At 66.6% G+C, this 18,110-nt stretch carries 18 protein-coding genes; 7 read left to right on the top strand and 11 right to left on the bottom strand.

All coding sequences use genetic code 11. The features are described from left to right. Positions 1-26: 26 nt before the first annotated feature. Positions 27-1,031 (top strand): ion transporter, encoded by a 1,005-nt coding sequence (locus tag HALZIN_RS0100405; RefSeq protein ID WP_031382290.1) that lies wholly within the window; start codon positions 27-29, stop codon positions 1,029-1,031. Between the two features lie 3 nt (positions 1,032-1,034). Here the strand turns inward: HALZIN_RS0100405 and HALZIN_RS0100400 are convergent, their stop codons facing one another. Continuing rightward, the gene (locus HALZIN_RS0100400; protein WP_031382289.1) at positions 1,035-2,075 is read right to left on the bottom strand and encodes a hypothetical protein; all 1,041 of its coding nucleotides are present in this window, start codon (positions 2,073-2,075) and stop codon (positions 1,035-1,037) included. A 70-nt stretch (positions 2,076-2,145) separates the two neighbouring features. Next, entirely contained in the window at positions 2,146-3,549 is a 1,404-nt protein-coding gene (locus HALZIN_RS0100395) for an aminotransferase-like domain-containing protein (RefSeq protein WP_031382288.1), read from the bottom strand. Positions 3,550-3,642: 93 nt separating this feature from the next. Here HALZIN_RS0100395 and HALZIN_RS0100390 point away from each other — a divergent pair, with 93 nt between their 5' ends. The 5 genes from HALZIN_RS0100390 (at position 3,643) to HALZIN_RS0100370 (ending at position 8,597) form a co-directional block, all read left to right on the top strand. Further along, entirely contained in the window at positions 3,643-4,245 is a 603-nt protein-coding gene (locus HALZIN_RS0100390) for a LysE family translocator (protein WP_031382287.1), read from the top strand. Between the two features lie 266 nt (positions 4,246-4,511). Next, on the top strand, positions 4,512-5,429 hold the full coding sequence (gene osmF, locus HALZIN_RS0100385) for a glycine betaine ABC transporter substrate-binding protein OsmF (protein ID WP_084173245.1): 918 nt from the start codon (positions 4,512-4,514) through the stop codon (positions 5,427-5,429). Between the two features lie 7 nt (positions 5,430-5,436). Further along, positions 5,437-6,642 (top strand): ABC transporter permease, encoded by a 1,206-nt coding sequence (locus HALZIN_RS0100380; RefSeq protein ID WP_051907304.1) that lies wholly within the window; start codon positions 5,437-5,439, stop codon positions 6,640-6,642. A 159-nt stretch (positions 6,643-6,801) separates the two neighbouring features. Continuing rightward, a complete protein-coding gene (locus HALZIN_RS0100375; RefSeq protein ID WP_031382284.1) occupies positions 6,802-7,845 on the top strand; it encodes an ABC transporter ATP-binding protein in 1,044 nt (347 codons plus the stop codon). Further along, positions 7,842-8,597 (top strand): ABC transporter permease, encoded by a 756-nt coding sequence (locus tag HALZIN_RS0100370; protein ID WP_031382283.1) that lies wholly within the window; start codon positions 7,842-7,844, stop codon positions 8,595-8,597. Before HALZIN_RS0100375 ends, HALZIN_RS0100370 begins: the two co-directional genes overlap by 4 nt. A gap of 122 nt (positions 8,598-8,719) precedes the next feature. Here HALZIN_RS0100370 and HALZIN_RS0100365 read toward each other — a convergent pair whose 3' ends face one another. From HALZIN_RS0100365 to HALZIN_RS0100345, 5 genes are all read right to left on the bottom strand, one after another. Next, on the bottom strand, positions 8,720-8,851 hold the full coding sequence (locus tag HALZIN_RS0100365) for an entericidin A/B family lipoprotein (RefSeq protein ID WP_031382282.1): 132 nt from the start codon (positions 8,849-8,851) through the stop codon (positions 8,720-8,722). Between the two features lie 110 nt (positions 8,852-8,961). After that, positions 8,962-9,087: an entericidin A/B family lipoprotein gene (locus HALZIN_RS0100360; RefSeq protein ID WP_031382281.1), complete on the bottom strand. Its 126-nt coding sequence runs from the start codon at positions 9,085-9,087 to the stop codon at positions 8,962-8,964. 97 nt (positions 9,088-9,184) lie between these two features. Beyond that, entirely contained in the window at positions 9,185-9,931 is a 747-nt protein-coding gene (locus tag HALZIN_RS0100355) for a sulfite exporter TauE/SafE family protein (protein ID WP_031382280.1), read from the bottom strand. Between the two features lie 24 nt (positions 9,932-9,955). Continuing rightward, complete coding sequence (locus tag HALZIN_RS0100350) at positions 9,956-12,097, bottom strand: TRAP transporter permease (RefSeq protein WP_031382279.1); 2,142 nt, start codon at positions 12,095-12,097, stop codon at positions 9,956-9,958. Positions 12,098-12,190: 93 nt separating this feature from the next. Continuing rightward, positions 12,191-13,219, bottom strand: a complete 1,029-nt coding sequence (locus HALZIN_RS0100345; protein WP_031382278.1) for a TAXI family TRAP transporter solute-binding subunit — start codon at positions 13,217-13,219, stop codon at positions 12,191-12,193. 207 nt (positions 13,220-13,426) lie between these two features. Between HALZIN_RS0100345 and HALZIN_RS0100340 the strand changes: the two genes are divergently transcribed. Then, positions 13,427-13,849 (top strand): HIT domain-containing protein, encoded by a 423-nt coding sequence (locus tag HALZIN_RS0100340; protein WP_031382277.1) that lies wholly within the window; start codon positions 13,427-13,429, stop codon positions 13,847-13,849. Between the two features lie 20 nt (positions 13,850-13,869). Here HALZIN_RS0100340 and HALZIN_RS0100335 read toward each other — a convergent pair whose 3' ends face one another. Genes HALZIN_RS0100335 through HALZIN_RS0100320 form a run of 4 tightly spaced genes read right to left on the bottom strand, consistent with a single transcriptional unit; the run spans position 13,870 to position 18,015 of the window. After that, positions 13,870-15,219, bottom strand: a complete 1,350-nt coding sequence (locus HALZIN_RS0100335; protein WP_031382276.1) for a sigma-54-dependent transcriptional regulator — start codon at positions 15,217-15,219, stop codon at positions 13,870-13,872. Next, positions 15,216-17,084, bottom strand: a complete 1,869-nt coding sequence (locus tag HALZIN_RS0100330) for a sensor histidine kinase (protein ID WP_231664015.1) — start codon at positions 17,082-17,084, stop codon at positions 15,216-15,218. Before HALZIN_RS0100330 ends, HALZIN_RS0100335 begins: the two co-directional genes overlap by 4 nt. Then, positions 17,081-17,461, bottom strand: coding sequence for a hypothetical protein (locus HALZIN_RS0100325; protein WP_031382274.1), 381 nt, complete (start codon positions 17,459-17,461; stop codon positions 17,081-17,083). Before HALZIN_RS0100325 ends, HALZIN_RS0100330 begins: the two co-directional genes overlap by 4 nt. Next, a complete protein-coding gene (locus tag HALZIN_RS0100320; RefSeq protein ID WP_150113064.1) occupies positions 17,458-18,015 on the bottom strand; it encodes a hypothetical protein in 558 nt (185 codons plus the stop codon). Before HALZIN_RS0100320 ends, HALZIN_RS0100325 begins: the two co-directional genes overlap by 4 nt. Positions 18,016-18,110 lie beyond the last annotated feature (95 nt).

The raw sequence follows: 18,110 nt of genomic DNA, 5'->3' as shown, positions 1-18,110 counted from the left end.
GCCGGCCGGGCACGCAAGGAGGCCACATGACACCGACGAAGTCGCAGCGCCAGCGATCCTCGCCCGGAGAACGGCTCAAGCTGGGCTGGGATGTGCTGGTGATCGTCCTGGTGATCGCCAATCTGGCCCTGCTGCTGTTCGACAGCCTCTATCTGGTGACCCCGCTGCGCGAGGCATTCGCCTCGCTCGCTCCGCAACTGCAGAGGCTCTATCAGCAGAACGTTCGCGAGCACTTCTTCGCCATCGACCTGGCGTTCGTCAGCATCTTCGTTCTCGATGTGCTACTCGGCTGGATCGTGGCAATCGCCGAGCGCCGCTATCATCGCTGGTTCTTCTACCCCTTCGTGCACTGGTACGACGTACTCGGCTGCATTCCGCTGGCCGGCTTTCGCTGGCTGCGCGTGCTGCGCGTCGTCGCGCTGCTTCACCGCCTGCAGCGTCTGGGCCTGATCGAAGTGCGTCGTTGGTACCTGTTCGGCGTGGTGCACAAGTATTACAACATCCTTCTGGAGGAGCTTTCCGATCGCGTCGCGGTGCGTCTGATCGGCAGCGTTCAGGACGAGATCCGGCGCAGCAACACGCTCTCGCAGCGGCTCTCGGACGAGGTGCTGGCGCCGCGCAAGGAGCAGCTGGTCGACGAGATCGCCCAACGCCTGGAAGCCGGCCTGAACGACATCTACACCGACAACCGCGCGCTGATCGCCCGCTATATCAGCGCCCTGGTTGGGCGTACGTTGCAGGAAAGCCCCGAGATTCAGCGCCTGCAGCGCCTGCCGATGGGCCGCCAGCTGAGCGAGGCGATGGACCAGACGCTCAGTGACCTGGCCGGCCGGTTGATCCACGAGGCGGTCGGCGGCCTGCGCTCGCCGGAGTTCTCGCAGTTGCTGCGCCGCGCCACCGACAGCGGCATGGACATCCTGATGGTCGCCGACACGCGCAGCGAGCGCATCACCGAGCAGGTGCTGATCGAGACCCTCGAACTGCTCAAGGAACAGATCGCCACCAAGCGCTGGCAGCAACGCTACGACTGAGCGTCAGACGATGCGCAGGATGGTATAGGGCGCCTCGTTGGCGTGGCGCTCATCGCGCGCGTCGATCGACCCCAGCGCCAGGTTGCGATCGTTGTCGTAGGCGACGAACAAGCTTTCCTCGTCGAGTACCGCCAGCCCCTCGGCCTTGTGCTCGAAGACCAGCGGCTCACCGTGTTCGTCCTCGACCAGTTGCGGGGCGCGGCCGGCATTGAGGTCATCGAGGCTCATCGTCCACAGGTAGCCGCCGATATGCTCGACACCGTCGATCTCGGTCTCGAAGCTGGTCAGCAGGTAGAGCCGGGCGTTGTAGGGGTCGTATTCCAGGCTCGACAGGCCACAGACGTGACGCACCTGGGGGAAGTCGCCGGGATTGAACCGATACAGGCTGCGCAGTTCGTCGATGAACTCGAGATTGCCTTGGGCGTTGACGCGATAGTGCGCGCCCACTATCCGGCACACGTAATCGAAGTCGGCGTGAGTGTTGCCCTGCTCGCGCACGCCGAACATCAGCAGCCCGTCGCCGCGCTCGCCGGGGATCGCCGCGAGCCCCTCGATCTTGTAGTAGGGCGTGCCGATCGCACCGTCGAGCTTGTTGCGCAGCTCCAACGAGCCCTCGACGCCGTCTCGGGGATCGGGGTCGACCACCTGCACCCGCTCGGGCTGACCCAGCGGCCAGATCAGCAGATGGTTGTAGGCATTCAGCGTGTGGTCGTCCTCGGCGATGCGATCGAAGCCGGTGGTCGCCAGTACGTGACGACCGTCGGCGGTCAGCGCGAAATCCTCGTACTTGGCGGCGCTCTTGATCGCCGGTTCGGTGAAGTAATCGAGGCTGGCATCGTCGGGGATGCCGTGCGCATCGATGTCGACCGCAAACACCGCCGAGCGCGACTCGCCGGGGATCGGCTTGTCGCTGGCCAGGATCAGCCGCCGACCGTCGTAGACCACCGCCGAGACCTCGGCGTTGACCGGCTTGTCATCGGCATCGCGCAGGCCGACGGGGAAACAGTGCAACGTGCCGTGGGCAAGTACCTGGGCGCGATTCATGGGCGACTCCTTGCAAGAGGTGATGCCTTACTAGGTGGAGGCGATAAGCCGGCGATGCAAGCGTCGCCGTTCACAGCGTACGCCAGGGGCTGGCCGGCGGCGCGGCCAACGTGTCGGCGATGATCTTGAGCGCACGCTCCAGCGTCTCGCGGTCGGCCGCCGCGCTGACGCACAGACGAATCGCCTGCGGCGCCGGCTCGCTGCCGACGCAGAACGGCTCGGCGCTGGTCACCCGCACCCCCTGGCGTTCGAGTTGCTCGATCAGTGCCGCGGCGCGCCAGCCGTTGGGCAGTTCCAGCCAGAGGTGGAAGCCGTGAGGCTGGCCGCTCGGCGCGAAGGCAGCCAGCCGCTGCCGGGCCAGACGTTGGCGCGCGGCGATCTCGTCGAGTTGCCAGCCGAGCAATCGCTCGGCGGCACCGCTGTCGATCCAGCGGCAGACCACCTCGACCATCAACGGCGGCACCATCCAGCTCTGCGCGCGCTGGGCGCTGGCCAGGCGCTCCTGCAACGTCGGTGGGGCGCGCAGCAGGCCGATGCGCAGCCCGCCGGCGATCACCTTGGACGTGCTGAACAGGTACAGCGTGCGCTCGGGCGCCCGCAGGTAGAGCGGCCTGCCCCGCGCCTCGGGCGGCAGGTACTGCACGCCGTCCTCGATCAGCCAGAAATCGTAGCGCCGCGCCAGCTCGACCAACCGCTCGCGACGCGCCTCGCTCAACTGCGCGCCGGTCGGGTTGTTCTGTTCGGGGGTGAGATAGACCAGCCGCGGCGGTTGCTGCTGACAGAGCCGCGCCAGCGCCTCGACATCCAGGCCCTGATCGTCCAAGGGAATGCGCTGTAGCTTGAGGTGGCACTGCTGGGCGGCGGCGATCGCCCCCGGATAGGTGAGCGCCGCCGCGGCGATGCGTTCGCCGGGTTGGGTCAGCGCCTGCAGCGCCAGGAAGATGGCGTGCTGGCCGCCCAGGGTGATCGTCAGTTCGTCGGCCACCATGGGCAAGCCCAGCCGGGTCAGCCAGTCGGCCAACGCGCGACGATGCGCGGGCGTGCCGTGCTCGGATTGATAGTCCACCGCCGCCTGCAGCGCCGAGGGGTCGTCGGCAAGCGCGGCCAGCACCTCGCCCAGACCCGCCGGGCGCTGCGGATGCGGCGGCGGCAGGCTCAGGCTGAGATCGATCAGCTCGCCAGCGGTCGCGCTCGGCTCAACCGACACGTGGCGAAAGCCGGGAGCGCTGGCGCGGCGATCTTTCACATAAGTGCCGCTGCCCACGCGGGCCTCGAGCAGGCCACGTCGCTCGGCCTCGTCATAGCCGCGGGTGATCGTGCCCACGGTAACGCCCAGCGTATCGGCCAGGCGTCGCTGCGGCGGCAGCCGCTGGCCGGGCTCGAGCTCGCCGGAGGCGACGGCCGCGGCGATCGCGTCGGCCAGCGCCCGGTAACGCGTCACCCCGGCCGGTAACTCGGGTTTCCAGATTGTCATGGTGACAATAAATCCGTTGACGCCGTTGGAACCGCCATTATGCTGGCAAAGAGGGACAATTCAAAGCAAACCTGAAATTTGTATGGATACAAAATGGATACGCTCGCCATGCTCGGCCCGGCCGCGCTGTACATGATCTCGATGACGCTGACCCCCGGCCCCAACAACCTTATGCTTACCGCCTCGGGGGCCAACTACGGCTACTGGCGCACCCTGCCGCACATACTCGGCATCGTGGCCGGCTGCTTCGTGCTGTTCTCGGCCATCGCGCTGGGCCTGGGTCTGCTGTTCGAACGCTTTCCACTGTTCCAGACGCTGCTCAAGATCATCGGCAGCGCCTACCTTTTGTACCTGGCCTGGAAGATCGCCAGCGCGCCGCCGCCCGATTTGCGCCTGCGCGGCGAGGGCCGGCCGCTGACCTTCTGGCAGGCCGCTGCCTTCCAGTTCGCCAATCCCAAGGCGTGGGTGATGGGGCTGGCGCTGATGGCCGGCTTTCTGCCCGAACAGGGCAGCACTTGGGTCGACGCCCTGCTGCTGGCCGGCTTCGCCGAGCTCGTCGCCCTGCCGTGCATCTCGCTGTGGGCCGGCTTCGGCATGGCCGTGGGCCGCCACCTCAAGAGCGCACGCGCCTGGCGGATCTTCAACGGCCTGATGGGCACGATGACCGCCGCCACCGTGGTGTTCATCCTGGGTTGAGGAGAAAGACCGAACTATCGCAACGCCATCGGCGACAGTCCGCCTCACGTCATCGACCGTGCCCGCCTTGTTGATCTTCGCGACGGCAGCGCGACGACGCCGCTGGACTCGGCACGCGCCGTTTCGATAAAGTGCTGAAACGTGGAGCGTCACGCGCATTGTGGCTAGGCTTTGACAATGCCGACGGTGCATCACGCGAAGCGGCCCCAGGGATTTCGGGCGCGTCGTCTCAACACATCACATCGCGTCAACAAGAGGATGGAAACATGGCCAGGATGGGCAAATCACTCGGTCTCGCGGTCGGCGTCGCCTTGACGCTGGGACAGGTCATGGCCGCCGACCCGTTGCGTGTCGCCTCGAAGGTCGATACCGAGGGCGCGCTGCTCGGCAACATGCTGATCGCCCTGCTCGAGGACGCCGGCTACCCGGTCGAGAACAAGCTGCAGCTCGGCCCGACCAATATCGTGCGCACCGCCCTGCTCGAGGGCGAGATCGACCTTTACCCCGAATACACCGGCAACGGCGCCTTCTTCAGCAACACCACCGACGACAAGGCGTGGAAGGATGCCGAGGCGGGCTATCGGAAAGTCCGCGACTGGGACCGCGAGAAGAACGGCATCGTCTGGCTCGAGCCGGCACCGGCCAACAATACCTGGGCGATCGCGGTGAAACAGTCGCTCGCCGAGAAGAACGATCTTTCCAGCATGGCCGATTTCAGCCAGTGGGTGAACGACGGCGGGGGCGTCAAGCTGGCCGCTTCCGCCGAGTTCGTCGAAAGCCAGGCGGCCCTGCCGAGTTTCCAGGAAGCCTACGGCTTCACACTCTCGCAGGATCAGCTGCTGGTGCTCTCCGGCGGCAACACCGCGGCGACCATCCGGGCTGCCGCCGAAGGCACCAGCGGCACCAACGCGGCAATGGTCTACGGCACCGACGGCGCGATCAAGCCCGCCGGGCTCAAGGTCATGGAGGATACTCAGGGCGTGCAGATGGTCTACGAGCCGACGGTGGCGATGCGCGAGCAAGTCCTCGAAGCCAACCCGCAGCTCCCCGAACTGTTCGAGCCGGTACTCGCCTCGCTCGATCGCGAGACGCTGCAGGAACTGAACAGCAAGATTCAGGTCGATGGCCTGCCGGCCAAGCAAGTGGCCCGCGATTATCTCGAGGCTAACGGCTTCCTGGACTGAGCGGACCGTGACCGTCAACGCGATTCCGACCGGCGACCAGGCCAGGCGCCTGGTCGCCAACCGCGTGCTGCTGACGCTGTGGGTAGCGGCGCTGCTGGGCTGCGTGTGGCTGCCGTTCGCTGCCATGGCGCCCAATCGGCTGGTATCCGGCGAAGCAATCAACCTGGCGGCGGCACTGACGACCTGGCAGGCCGCGACTCTCGCGCTGCTGGCCCTGCTGCTGGCGCTCGCCGCGCTGGCCAGGCCGCTGTCCGCCGAGCAGGGCCTGCGCCTGACACTGGCCGTCGCACCGTTGACGCTGCTGCTGACCCTCTACGCGCTCGGCGACTACGCCGCCCGTGCGCTTGTCGAGGCCTCGCCGGTCGCGCGGGTCTCGCAGGGCGCGGCCTTCTGGGTGCTGGTGTTCTGTACGCTGCTGATGATCGTCGATGCCTTCCAGCGCCTGCGCGCGCCGCTATGGGTCGGCGGCGCCTACGGCCTGGCCCTGGCCGCCGCCATCGCCGGGCTATTTGCCAGCGGCCAGTTCAATGCGCTGTCGATTCTCCGCGAGTATTTCAACATCCAGGACGCCTTCATCGCTCAGCTGCTCACTCACCTGAGACTGGTCGCGCTGGCGCTGACGCCGGCCCTGGCCATCGGCTTGCCGCTGGGATTGCTGGCGCATCGCCGGCCGGCGCTGCGCGGCTCGCTGTTCGGCACCCTGAATTTCTTCCAGACGATCCCCTCGATCGCATTGTTCGCGCTGCTGGTGGCGCCGCTCTCGGCACTTGGCGACAGCTTCCCGTTGCTGCGTGCGCTGGGAATCAAGGGCATCGGCGCCGCACCGGCGATCATCGCGCTGATCATGTATTCACTGCTGCCGGTGGTGCGCAACACCCACGCCGGTTTCGCCGGGGTTGCAGCGGCGACCCTCGAGGCGGCGCGCGGGATGGGCATGACTCGGCGCCAGGTGCTGTGGCGGGTGGAAATACCGCTGGCGTTACCGGTGATCCTCTCGGGGTTGCGCATCGTCACCGTGCAGGCGATCGGCCTGACGGTCGTCGCGGCGTTGATCGGCGCCGGCGGGCTGGGCGCGTTCGTCTTCCAGGGGCTCGGTCAGTACGCCATCGATCTGGTACTGCTCGGCGCGGTACCGACCATCGCCCTGGCGGTAATCGCCGATTTCCTGCTGCAGATCCTGGTCGCCATCAGCCGTCCCGCCGGCGGGCGCTAATTGGCAATAACCAACCGGCCTTGACTGAAAAGATGGTGAGCGATGGTCAGGCAAGGCAAAAATCAGCGAGAGGACGGAGTTTACTGTTGTAAATGAGTATCTTGAGCTTATTTTTAACGCCGCATGAACGAGCGCAGCCATTTTCAGCAAGGCCATCTCATGATTGAACTGCAAGGCCTCACCAAGACCTACGCCGGCAAGAACGTCGTCGACGACATTTCGCTGCGCGTCGAGAGCGGTGAATTCGGCGTGCTGATCGGCCCGTCGGGCTGCGGCAAGTCGACCACCCTGCGCATGATCAATCAGTTGATACCGATGAGCCGCGGGCGGATCCTGCTCGGCGACGAAGATGTCAGTCGGCTCAAGCCGGAACAGCTGCGTCGGCGCATGGGTTACGCGATTCAGTCGATCGGGCTGTTCCCGCACTGGACGGTGGCCGAGAACATCGCCGTGGTGCCCAACCTGCTCAAATGGCCCCGGTCGCGCATCGATGCGCGCATCGACGAGTTGATGAACCTGTTCCATCTTGCGGCCGGCGAATACCGCGACAAGTATCCGCATCAATTGTCGGGCGGCCAGGCCCAGCGCGTCGGCGTGGCCCGCGCACTGGCCGCCGACCCCGAGGTGCTGCTGATGGACGAGCCGTTCGGCGCCGTCGATCCGCTGACCCGCGAGGTACTGCAAAACGAGATGCTGCGGGTCCACGAACAGACCCGCAAGACCATCGTCTTCGTCACCCACGACATGGACGAAGCGCTCAAGCTGGCTTCCAAGGTGGCGATCCTCAACCAGGGCCGGCTGGTGCAGTACGACCGACCCATCGAATTGCTGGTCGACCCCGCCGACGGCTTCGTCAGCGACTTCATCGGCAAGGCCGACCTGGGCCTGAAGCTGCTCTCGCGGCGCTGGGTCGACCAGTATTGCCGGCCGCCGCGCCTCGCGCGCGATCGCGCTGCGAGCCGGCACAGCTGGGAAGTCGATGCCGACGGACGCCCGCTGGCGCTGCACGGTGGCCGGCTCAGCGCAGACGGCGAGACGCGGACCGCGGTCAACGGCGAATGGATCGCCACGCCCGAGATGACCATGAAGGAAGCGCTGTCGCGCATGGTGTGGTTCAGGGTCATGGTACTGCCGGTGATCGACGAGGCCGGCAAGCTGATCGGCGAAGTGACCATGGAGGGCGTAATGGGGCGTCAGCCATGAATCGCGCAAGCCTCTTCGTGCCCGCCACGCCGCGCGATTGGCTGCTGCCGATCCTCGCCACGCTGCTCGTCGTCCTGACCTTGTTCATGGAGGAGCTCGAGCCGCTGTTCGCGGCCGCCTTCCCGGAGCTTGACAAGGCCATCTACCAGCGCGAGAGCTTTCTGCAGCTGACCCTCGACCATCTTGGCCTGGTGCTGGTGTCATCACTGATATCGATCGGTATCGGCGCCACGGCGGGGCTGTTCGTGACCCGTGCGGCAGGCCGCGAGTTCGAGCCGATGGTGTCGTCGCTGGCGGCGATCGGTCAGACATTTCCCCCTGCGGCGGTGCTGGCGATCGTGGTGCCGCTGGCCGGCTTCGGCTTCGTGCCGACCATCGTTGCGCTGTCGCTCTACGGCTTGCTGCCGGTGGTCCAGAACACCATCGCCGGGCTCGGCTCGGTGCCGCCCACCACGCTGGAAGCCGCACGCGGCACCGGCATGAGCGCCTGGCAGATTCTCTGGCGGGTCGAGCTGCCGCTGGCCATGCGAGTGATCATCGCCGGCGTCCGGGTCTCGGTGATCATCAATATCGGCACCGCGACCATCGGTTCGACGGTGGGTGCGCAGAGCCTCGGCACGCCGATCATCGCCGGGTTGGTCGGCGGCAATATCGCCTACGTGATTCAGGGGGCGGTGCTGGTAGGGTTGCTGGCGATCGTCAGCGATCTGCTGTTCGAACGTCTGGAACGGCGTTTTCGCTTCGGTGGTTGAGAGGTGACGGATTCGTCGAAAGGCCGGCCGGGAGAAACGAACTGCGGTAAAGGGCGAGAATTGCAATCGAGGGGCGGACGATAGCTAGTGCCGCCCGAGCGGATCGGGCGGCACGAAGTCTATCAGGAGGCTTCTTCCTGAATCTCTTCGCCGCCCTGCTCGATATCTTCACCAGCCCCTTCCAGGGTGTTGCAGCCTGCCAGGGTACCGGCAGCCATCAGCATCAGGAACATCATCGCTGTCAGTTTCTTCATTGGGTCCTCCTTAACGAATGAAGTCGCCGCTTGAGCGGCCTTGTGACAAAACGTCACACCCAAAGCCTAACAGGCGATGGGCGATTGCGCACACCCACCCGCCCAGCAGATCAGCCGGCAGCCTGTTCGATTTCCGAGCCGACCTTTTTGACGTCCTTGCCCAGCCCTTCCATGGTGTTGCAGCCGGCCAGCGCAACCAGCAGCAACAATGCCGCCATCCTCAATGAGCCTTTCATCGCCTTCCCCTGAAATGTCGTGTGGATAGTTCAGTTATCACCCATGAACGGCGCCTCGGCAAGCGGCAATTCGTACGCGGACGCAAGCGCCGAGACGTCAGAAAAATGCCAGCCGCAGGATGATCGCCACAATCACCGCCAGCGTCAGCCACTTGACCCACAGCGCGCCGCGCGGCCCCATGTTGACCCGCACCGCCAGCCAGGCGCCGCTCATGCTGCCCAGCGCCAGCAGCAAGCCGTAACCCCAGCGCACCTGCCCGTTGAGCACGAACACTGCCAGCGCCGGCAGGGTATAGACTAAAATGATGAAGACCTTGAAGACGTTGACCTGGGCCAGGTCGATCCTGAGCAACCGATACAGCACGGCGATGAACAGCACCCCCACGCCGACCTGGATGAAACCGCCGTACAGGCCGATGACGAACATCGCCAGATGGACCGTCGGGGTGATCCGCGCTGGGGTCAAGGTCTGCGTGGCGAGCCGCGGCTGAGGCAGCAGCATCATCAGCGAGGCCAGCGCCATCGCTGCGATCAGTACGCCCTGAAAGATCGCATCGGAGACCAGCAGGGCCAGCCAGGCGCCCAGCAGCGCGCCAGCCACCGCCGGCAGCGACAAGCGCAGGCTGACGCCCAGATCGCCCGCGCCGGCACGCCGGAAACTGCCCACCGCGCTGACGCTCTGCAGCACGATGCTCACCCGGTTGGTGCCGTTGGCGACCTGCGGCGGCAAACCCAGCAGCATCAGCAGCGGCAGGGTCAGCATCGAGCCCCCGGCCGCCAGCACGTTGATGAAGCCGGCGACAGCGCCGAATGCCACCAGCATCACTCCATCAAGCCAACCCATGGACGCTCCCTGTCATCGCCACCGTCAACCCTGAGTGGCTGCGGGCCGCGCCGGTCCAGCCCCCTGACGCGCGCTCCATATCAGCACCGCGACGAAGATCGCCACCCCGAGCAGGTCGACGCTGAGCATGCCGTGCGGCCACAGCATCAGCGCGCCGATCGGGAACATCAGCAGGCGCAGCCACCAGGACAGCTCGTGCTCCAGATAGCCCTCCAGCCCGGCGATGATCGCGTAGACGCCGAACAGCGCCATCACGAACACCGTGACCATTTCCAGCGGCGTACCGGTGATCAACGGCGACCACACGAACAGCAGCGGCACGATATACAGCCCCTTGGCGAGTTTCCAGGCGGTCAGGCCGGTGCGCATCTGCGGCGTGCCAGCGATCGCCGCCGCGGCGAAGGCGGTCAGGCAGACCGGCGGGGTGACGTTGGAATCCTGCGACAGCCAGAAGATCACCATGTGCGCGGCGACCAGCGACATGGTCAGGAATTGCGGCGACAGCGCCTGCTCGTAGAGCTGGCTCGAGAAGGTGTCGGGGACCTTCGCCAGCAGCGCCTGGGCCTCGGCCATGCTCATCGGACTCGCCAGCGCCTGCAGCTGGTCGGGTGCGGCGATCATGAACACCGCCTTGGCCTGTTCCGGCAGGTCGCCGGCCACCAGCAGATCGAGCAACTGCGCATTCGCCATCAGATTGTAGAGCGCTGGCGCCGACAGCGTCGCCAGGACGATGTACGAGGCGGTGACCGGCAGCCCCATGCCCAGGATCAGCGAGGCGATGGCGATCAGCACGATGGTCACCAGCAGGCTGCCGCCGGCCCAGTCGGTGATCATCAGCGAGAAGGTGTTGCCGATGCCGGTGGTCGAGACCACGTTGACGATCAGCCCCACGGTAATCAGCAGGATCGCCGTGGTGATCATGTTGCGGGTCCCCAGCACCAGCGCCTCGATGACCCTCTTCGGCCCCATCGGCTGTTTGGACAGCCACGACGCCACGATCACCGAGGCGATCGCGATGCCCGCGGCATAGGTCGGGGTGAAACCGTAGATCAGCGCCCACACCAGCACCACCAGCGGCAGCAGGAAATGCCAGCCCGTCTTGAGCACCTCGACGATCCCCGGGGCATCCGGGTCGGCGAGATGCTGGGCGTTGCTGCGCTTGGCCTCGATGCGCACGAACATCGCCACCGACAGGAAGTAGAGCAGCGCCGGCAGCGCGGCGACACCGATGATGGTCAGGTACGACACCTGGGTGTAGGAGGCCATGATGAACGCCCCCGCGCCCATCACCGGCGGCATCAGCTGCCCTCCGGTGGAAGCGGCGGCCTCGACGCCGGCGGAAAAGCGCGCCGGGAAACCGGCCTTGCGCATCAAGGGGATGGTGATCACCCCGGTGGACACGGTATTGGCCACCGCCGAGCCGGACACCGAGCCCATCAGTCCCGAGGAGAACACCGCGACGAAGCCCGGCCCGCCGACGAAGCGACCGGCGGCGCAGCGCGCCAGGTCGATGATGAAGTCGCCGGCGCCGGACTTGACCAGAAACGCGCCGAACATGATGAACATGAACACGTACGACCAGGAGATGCGGGCGATCGAGCCCAGCATGCCCTGGCCGCCTAGGTAACTACGAAACAGCACCGTCTCCCAGCTCAGGCCGGGAAAGTTGAAGATACCGTCGACATACTGCCCCCACCAGGCGACGTAGGTCAGCGCGATGATGCACAGTACCGGGATGAACCAGCCGGTGGTGCGCCGGGCGAACTCGAGGACCAGTACCACGGCGGCGATCGAAGCCACCCAATCCGAGGCGATGAAGGTCACACCCCGCGCGTAAAGGGCATCCTCGAAAGCCATCAGGTAGATGACGCAACCCGCCGTCGCCAGGGCCAGAATGACGTCGACACCCAGCACCAGGCGCTTGGCGCCGGCACCCTCCGGCCGCGCCATGGGCACCGACAGGGCGCACAACACGCCGAAGAAGCCGAAATGCATGGCGCTCGTCCACAGCGTGGAAATGGTCGAGAACGTATTGAAATACAGGTGCACCAGGGCCGTGACGATGGCAAAGCCAAACAGAAAGCGCCCCAGCCAGGGATGCTGCAGGCGATCCTCGGCTGCGCTGGCGTCCTCGTCGCGGACCTGTTCGATGATGGGATCGCTCACGGTTCACTCCTCGCGAATCGGTAACGAGCCTCCCGGTCGGGTGCCGGGAGGCTCGTGCTGCCCGGCGGACGCCAGGCCTCGGGAAGGAAAGGCTTACTCGGCCGGGACCGGCTGCAGGCGCTCGGGAATTTCCAGGCCCTGCTCCCTGAAGTAACGCGCCGCGCCTTCATGCAGCGGCATCGGCAGACCGGCGATGGCCTTTTCCAGCGCCATGGCCTTGGTGGCCGGATGGATGTTCTGCAAGAACGGCAGGTTCTCGTACATCGTCTTGGTGATGGCATAGACGTCATCGGCCGGCACATCGGCACGCACCGCCAGAATGTTGGGCTGGGCGATGGTGTTGATCGGCTCGGACTGGTTGGGATAGGTATCGGCCGGTATCTCGTAGGGCGTCCACAGGTCGAACTCGCTGTTGACCTGCTTGAGCTGCTCGTCGGTGAAGTTCAGCGTGGTGATGTCCTCGCCCGCGTTGGCATAGGCCCGGGTCACCGCCGAGGCCGGCACGCCGGCGGGAATGTTCATGCCCTGGATGGTGCCGTTCTGCAGGGCGTCGGCGCTGGGCCCGTAGCCCAGGTAGGCAATGTCCATCTTGTCCGGCTCGATGCCCAACTGGCCGAGGATGTAGCGCCCGGAGCCTTCGGTGCCCGAGTTGCGCGCGCCGATCGAGAACGGCTCGCCGTACAGGTTGGTCATGTCCGCGATGGTGCCCGACTCGGCCATTTCGTTGTTGACCACGAAGTGTTCGACGTTCTGCCACAGCATCGACACGCTGCGCAGGTTCTTGTACGCCTTGGGCACCGGGCCGGTGCCGTTCCAGGCATAGGCGCCGTACAAGCCCTGCAGGATGCCGAACTGGGCCTGATTCTCGTCCATCAGCTTGAGGTTCTCGCCGGAGCCGGCGGAACTGATCGCCGACACCGAGATCCCGGTGCTGGGCTCGAGCTTGACCTTGACCAGCGTCGACAGCGCCACGCCCACCGGATAGTAGGTGCCGCCGGTGGTCGCGGTGCCCATGATATACTGGCGGGAGTCATCCTGCGCGAAGGCCGACGAGGCGGAAATGCCCAATGCCGCGGCGCTGGCCAGGGTCAATGCAGACTTTAGGAACTGACGCTTGTGCATGCCTTTTCTCCTGAAATTGGCAGTTATTGTGTTGAGGCGCGACAACCCCTGCAAATCGCTTGCCAGTGTTCCAAAATGACATCGATTCAAGGCATTAACCGCCGCCTACGCAATCGCGGCCACCGCCGATCGGCAACAAGACGCCGACACCAACCTCGATATCGGCAATTTATTGCCGATACGATGCCGAAACCAGCGAGGCTCGCCATGAACGATTTCTCCCTGCACGAGCGGCTGGCCGCCGACACCCACGTCATCGTCGACCTGGCGCTGTGCCGGGTGCTGTTGATGAACGACGCCCGCTTCCCCTGGCTGATCCTGGTACCGCGTCGCGCCGGGATCGTCGAGGTCGGCGATCTCGACGCCGACGACCAGGCCCGGCTGTGGCAAGAAGCGACCCGGTTGGGCAGCGCGCTCAAGGCCGCGCTGGACGGCGACAAGCTCAACCTGGCCATACTGGGCAACCAGGTGCCCCAGCTGCATTTCCACGTCATCGTCCGCTACCGCGGCGACGCCGCCTGGCCGGGCCCGGTGTGGGGGGTGGGCACGCCCGAGCCTTATGCCACGAGCGAACTCGACGCGCGTTGCCGGCTGATCATGCCATTGATCAACGCGCTCGAGACCCGCTAGGAGGGCGTAGACAGCTGTATTCAGACGAAGGCGTCACGGCGCAGGCGGTACTTGTGCATTTTCTGATTGAGAGTGCGCCGCGGCAGGTCCAGTTCATCGAGCACCGCCTGGATATTGCCCTGATGGTGCGCCAGCGCGGCGCGCAGCAGCGAGGCCTCGAAGGCCGCGACCTGATCGTTGAGCGAACCGCCGGCCGCCTCGCGTGGGACGTCGCCCGGCTGCGGCGTCAGTTGCGGGATATCCAGCCCCAGGGTGTGACGGGTGGCGGCGTTGCGCAGCTCGCGCAAATTGCCTGGCCAGGCGTGACGGCTGAGCGCGGCGAACAGCTCGCTGTCCATTTCGCGCAGCGGTCGCTGATGCACCTCGGCGGCCTGGCGGCAGAAATGCGCGAACAGCAACGCAATGTCCTCGCGGCGTTCGCGCAGCGGCGGAATCGTCAGCTCGGCGATCGCCAGCCGGTAGTACAGGTCCTCGCGGAACGCCCTCTCGCTCGCCAGCGCCAGCAGGTCGCTCTTGCTCGCCGCCACCACCCTCAGATCGAGCGCGATCACCCGATTGCTGCCCAGCCGGGTGACTTCGCCCTCCTGCAACGCGCGCAGCAGCTTGACCTGGGCGGTCAACGGCATCGACTCGATCTCGTCGAGAAACAGCGTGCCGCCGCTGGCATGCTCGAGCTTGCCGACCCGGGTCTCGAGCGCGCCGGTGAAGGCGCCCTTTTCGTGGCCGAACAGTTCCGACTCGAACAGCTCCGGCGCGATCGCCCCGCAGTTCAGCGCCACGAACGGCGCCGCCTGGCCGGGGCCAAATTCGTGCAGACAGCGCGCTACCACCTCCTTGCCGCTGCCGGTCTCGCCGAACACCAGCACATTGGCGCGAGTCGGCGCGAGATTGGCGAGCTCGTCGCGCAGCCGCTGCATGCCCGGCGCTTCGCCGATCAGCCGCGCAGCCAGCCCGCCCTGGCGCAGCGCCTGGCGCAAGCGGCGGTTTTCCTGGCTCAGGCGGCGGCGTTCGAGGGCGCGGCGCACCTGCTCCTCGAGGCGCTCGGGCTCGTAGGGTTTCTCGATGAAGTCCCAGGCGCCCTGGCGCATGGCACCCACCGCCATGGGCACGTCGCCATGCCCGGTGATCAGCAGCACCGGCACCTCGTCGTCGAGCGCCTGGACAGCGCGCAACAGGCTCAGACCATCGAGCCCGGGCATCTTGACGTCCGAGATCAGCGCCCCGCAGGGCTCGCCGGCATCGAGCGCGGCAAGCACCGCCTCACCGCTGGCAAAACTCCTCACCGCCAGCTCGCCGAGCTCGAACCACTGGCTCAGCGACTCGCGCACGCCGGGGTCGTCGTCGACCAGCCAGACCGGCAGTTCGCTCATGTCACGGAATCCTCCTCGCTGGGTTGGCGGCGTCGGGTCTCGAAGGCACGCGGCAATTCGACGATGAAGACCGCGCCGCTCTGCGCACCAGTGCGATTCTCGGCGCGGATGCGTCCAGCGAGATCCTGCACGATGCCGTAGGCGATGAACAGCCCGAGCCCCAGCCCGTCGCCGACCTCCTTGGTGGTGAAGAACGGGTCGAAGAGCTGCCCGATCAATGCCTCGTCGATCCCCGACCCGTTGTCGGCGACCGTCAGCACCACCCGCGTGTCGCTCAGCGCCACGTCCACGCTCAGTCGCGGCGCGGCGACTTCGCGCAGGGCGTCCAGGGCGTTGCGCAGCAGGTTGGTGAGCAGCTGTTCGATGCGCACGCTGTCGCCGGCCACCCAGACCGGCTGCACGCTTTCGGGCAGCTCGAGCTCGACCCCCTGTCGCACGATGCGCTCGTCGAGCAGCTCGAGCACGAAGTCGAGCCGCGCTAGCAGGTCGATCGGCTCGCGGGCGCCGCCCTTTCGGGCGAACAGCTTGAGTTGGCGGATCAGCGTGGCGAGCCGTTCGGACAGCGCCTGGATGCGCTGGAAGTTGTCCTGCGCCGACTCGGGCCGGCCGCGCTCGAGCAGCCGCGCGCCGCTCGCCGCATAGGTGCGGATGCCGGCCAGCGGCTGGTTGAGCTCATGGGCGATGCCCGCCGCCATGGTGCCCAGCGCCGCCAGCTTGCCGGACTGGACCAGCTCGGCCTGGGCCGATTCCAGCTCGCGGGTGCGCGCCTCGACACGGCTCTCCAGGCGCTCGTTGGCGTCGCGCATCAGCCGCGCCTCGCGCTCGCGCAGCCACAGACGTTGCTGGCGCTCGCGCAGCCAGAGTCCCAGCAGCAGCAAGGCCAGGCACAGCGCCCCGGCGACCAGCACCGCATTGCGCGCCCTGGCATACAACGGGCGTACCGGCACCAGATAATGCATTCGCCAGCCCAGGCCGCCAGCCGTACTGTCCGCCGTGACGGTGAAGAAGCGCTTGCCGACGCCGTTGCCGTCGATCAACAGCGAGCCATCGCCCAACCGCTCGCCCAGCGCGCGCAGTTCGGTGCCGTTGAACTGGCGCTGGGCGCGGATCTCGCCCAGCGCCTCGGCGTCCAGTCCACCCATGTAGCGATAGCGCCAGTCGGCGCGACTGGAGAGAATCACCACGCCATTGGCATCGCTCAGCATCACCTTCTCGCCGGCCTGTCGCCAATCGGCCTGCAGCGACTCCAGCGAGACCTTGACCGCGACTACCCCGAGCGGCGGCGCTGCGGACGCTCCTCGAGATGCGGTCTCGCCGGCCGTTACCGAGACCGAGACATCGCCGGCCGTCACCGGGGCCGAAACAAAATACCCCGGCCGGCCGGTGGTGCTGCCGACGGCAAAGAATTCGCCCTGCCCGCCACGCATGGCCTGTCGAAAGTAGGGCCGGTAGTCGTAGCGCTGGCCGATGAAGCTGTCCTCGCGGGCAGCATTGCTCGCCGCGACGGTCAGCCCCCGGGCGTTCATCATATAGATCGCCTCGGCGCCGGAACTTGCCGCGACCCGCGCCAGGTGCGCGTTGATCCGCCGGATCATCGCTGCATTGAGAGTATCCTGCGGCTGGCGGCCCAGCGCCGAGCGAATCAGCGGCTGGCGCGCCAACAGATCGGGCAGGTAGGCGAAACGCTCGAGCGCACCCTCGAGGCTGCTGGTATACAGCGCCAGTCGGGTATCGGCGTGACGCTGCGCCTCGCGCAGGGCATTGTCGAACTGCCAGTGCCAGACCCACCACAGCAGCGCAACGGTAGCAAAGCCGCCAGCCAGCGCCGCCAGGCGACGCAACCGGCGTCGGCGAACCGGACTCACGGTGCAGGACTGGCCGTCGCGAGCCGCGCCTGGATCGCCGCCAGCAGCGGGTCGAAGCGAGCCGGATCGAGCGGCTGACCGCCCTGGCGCCCCTGGATGGCCAGACGGGTGCCGGCAGTCGCCGGGCTGGCCACGAGGGTTAGCACATAGCCCGAGCGAGTCGCCAGCACGGCGTCGACCCGCCCCAGTTCGGCGTTCGCCAGGCGGATCACGAAACCCCGCGCGACCAGCTCGTCGATGGCACTGGCCAGCGTCCGGCGCGGCGTGGCGTCCATCACCGCCAGTCGCTCGCTGGGGGCGACGCGGGACGTGGCGCAACCGGTCACCGACGTCGCCAGCATCAGCAGCAATACCGTTACCGGCACCAGGCGTCTCATGAGGCCTCCGGCATGTTCAGCAAGCGCGACTCGATGGCACCGCTGACCTGGCGACAGAAGGCGTCGCGATTGTAGGCACGCGCATCGAGCACGTAGCCACCGGCGTCGATCACGCTCGAGTCGCGGGTCAGCTTGATTGTCTGGTCGCCGACGACCAGCGACACGCGCTCGATCTGTACCGGATCGTCGAAGCCTCCGCCGACGCCGAAGCCCAGCCCGAACCCGCTCGCCGCGCGGCGATGCGAGCCGCCCCAGAAGGAGATGCCGTCGTACCAGGGGCGATCGACGGCCCCCCTGCCCGGTTGGCGGGTACGACGCTCGGCGCTGACCACGCCCAGCGCCAGATCGGCGTTGCGGATGTCGAAACCGCGCGCCTCGAGCTCGGCGATCCCCGCCCGCACCCAGGTTTGTACCGACGCTTCGGAGCGCCGGGGCCAGCTGCAGGCCGCCGGCAGCGAGGCCGAGGCGCCCGCTGCCAATGGCCCGGGGCCTGACTGACAGCCGGCCAGAACGAGGCTGACGATAACGGCCAATACGCGAAGCCCACTAGTCATGGCGAGCGCCTCCAAAGCGGCGGAAATCGGTATTCTTAAAGCGTAGCGCGGCTTATTGTCGGGCGTTCGCCGGGTCGCGCCAAACAGGACCAAAG

It is taken from the genome of Halomonas zincidurans B6 (genome assembly GCF_000731955.1).
Taxonomy (GTDB): domain Bacteria; phylum Pseudomonadota; class Gammaproteobacteria; order Pseudomonadales; family Halomonadaceae; genus Modicisalibacter; species Modicisalibacter zincidurans.
The sequence above is the reverse complement of the archived record's forward strand: the minus strand, read 5'-3'. Positions and strand labels throughout refer to the sequence as shown.

Coding starts and splice junctions, on each gene's coding strand:
- HALZIN_RS0100405 (WP_031382290.1), top strand. CDS start 27: ATGACACCGACGAAGTCGCAGCGCCAGCGATCCTCGCCCGGAGAACGG.
- HALZIN_RS0100400 (WP_031382289.1), bottom strand. CDS start 2,075: ATGAATCGCGCCCAGGTACTTGCCCACGGCACGTTGCACTGTTTCCCC.
- HALZIN_RS0100395 (WP_031382288.1), bottom strand. CDS start 3,549: ATGACAATCTGGAAACCCGAGTTACCGGCCGGGGTGACGCGTTACCGG.
- HALZIN_RS0100390 (WP_031382287.1), top strand. CDS start 3,643: ATGGATACGCTCGCCATGCTCGGCCCGGCCGCGCTGTACATGATCTCG.
- osmF (WP_084173245.1), top strand. CDS start 4,512: ATGGCCAGGATGGGCAAATCACTCGGTCTCGCGGTCGGCGTCGCCTTG.
- HALZIN_RS0100375 (WP_031382284.1), top strand. CDS start 6,802: ATGATTGAACTGCAAGGCCTCACCAAGACCTACGCCGGCAAGAACGTC.
- HALZIN_RS0100370 (WP_031382283.1), top strand. CDS start 7,842: ATGAATCGCGCAAGCCTCTTCGTGCCCGCCACGCCGCGCGATTGGCTG.
- HALZIN_RS0100365 (WP_031382282.1), bottom strand. CDS start 8,851: ATGAAGAAACTGACAGCGATGATGTTCCTGATGCTGATGGCTGCCGGT.
- HALZIN_RS0100360 (WP_031382281.1), bottom strand. CDS start 9,087: ATGAAAGGCTCATTGAGGATGGCGGCATTGTTGCTGCTGGTTGCGCTG.
- HALZIN_RS0100355 (WP_031382280.1), bottom strand. CDS start 9,931: ATGGGTTGGCTTGATGGAGTGATGCTGGTGGCATTCGGCGCTGTCGCC.
- HALZIN_RS0100345 (WP_031382278.1), bottom strand. CDS start 13,219: ATGCACAAGCGTCAGTTCCTAAAGTCTGCATTGACCCTGGCCAGCGCC.
- HALZIN_RS0100340 (WP_031382277.1), top strand. CDS start 13,427: ATGAACGATTTCTCCCTGCACGAGCGGCTGGCCGCCGACACCCACGTC.
- HALZIN_RS0100335 (WP_031382276.1), bottom strand. CDS start 15,219: ATGAGCGAACTGCCGGTCTGGCTGGTCGACGACGACCCCGGCGTGCGC.
- HALZIN_RS0100325 (WP_031382274.1), bottom strand. CDS start 17,461: ATGAGACGCCTGGTGCCGGTAACGGTATTGCTGCTGATGCTGGCGACG.
- HALZIN_RS0100320 (WP_150113064.1), bottom strand. CDS start 18,015: ATGACTAGTGGGCTTCGCGTATTGGCCGTTATCGTCAGCCTCGTTCTG.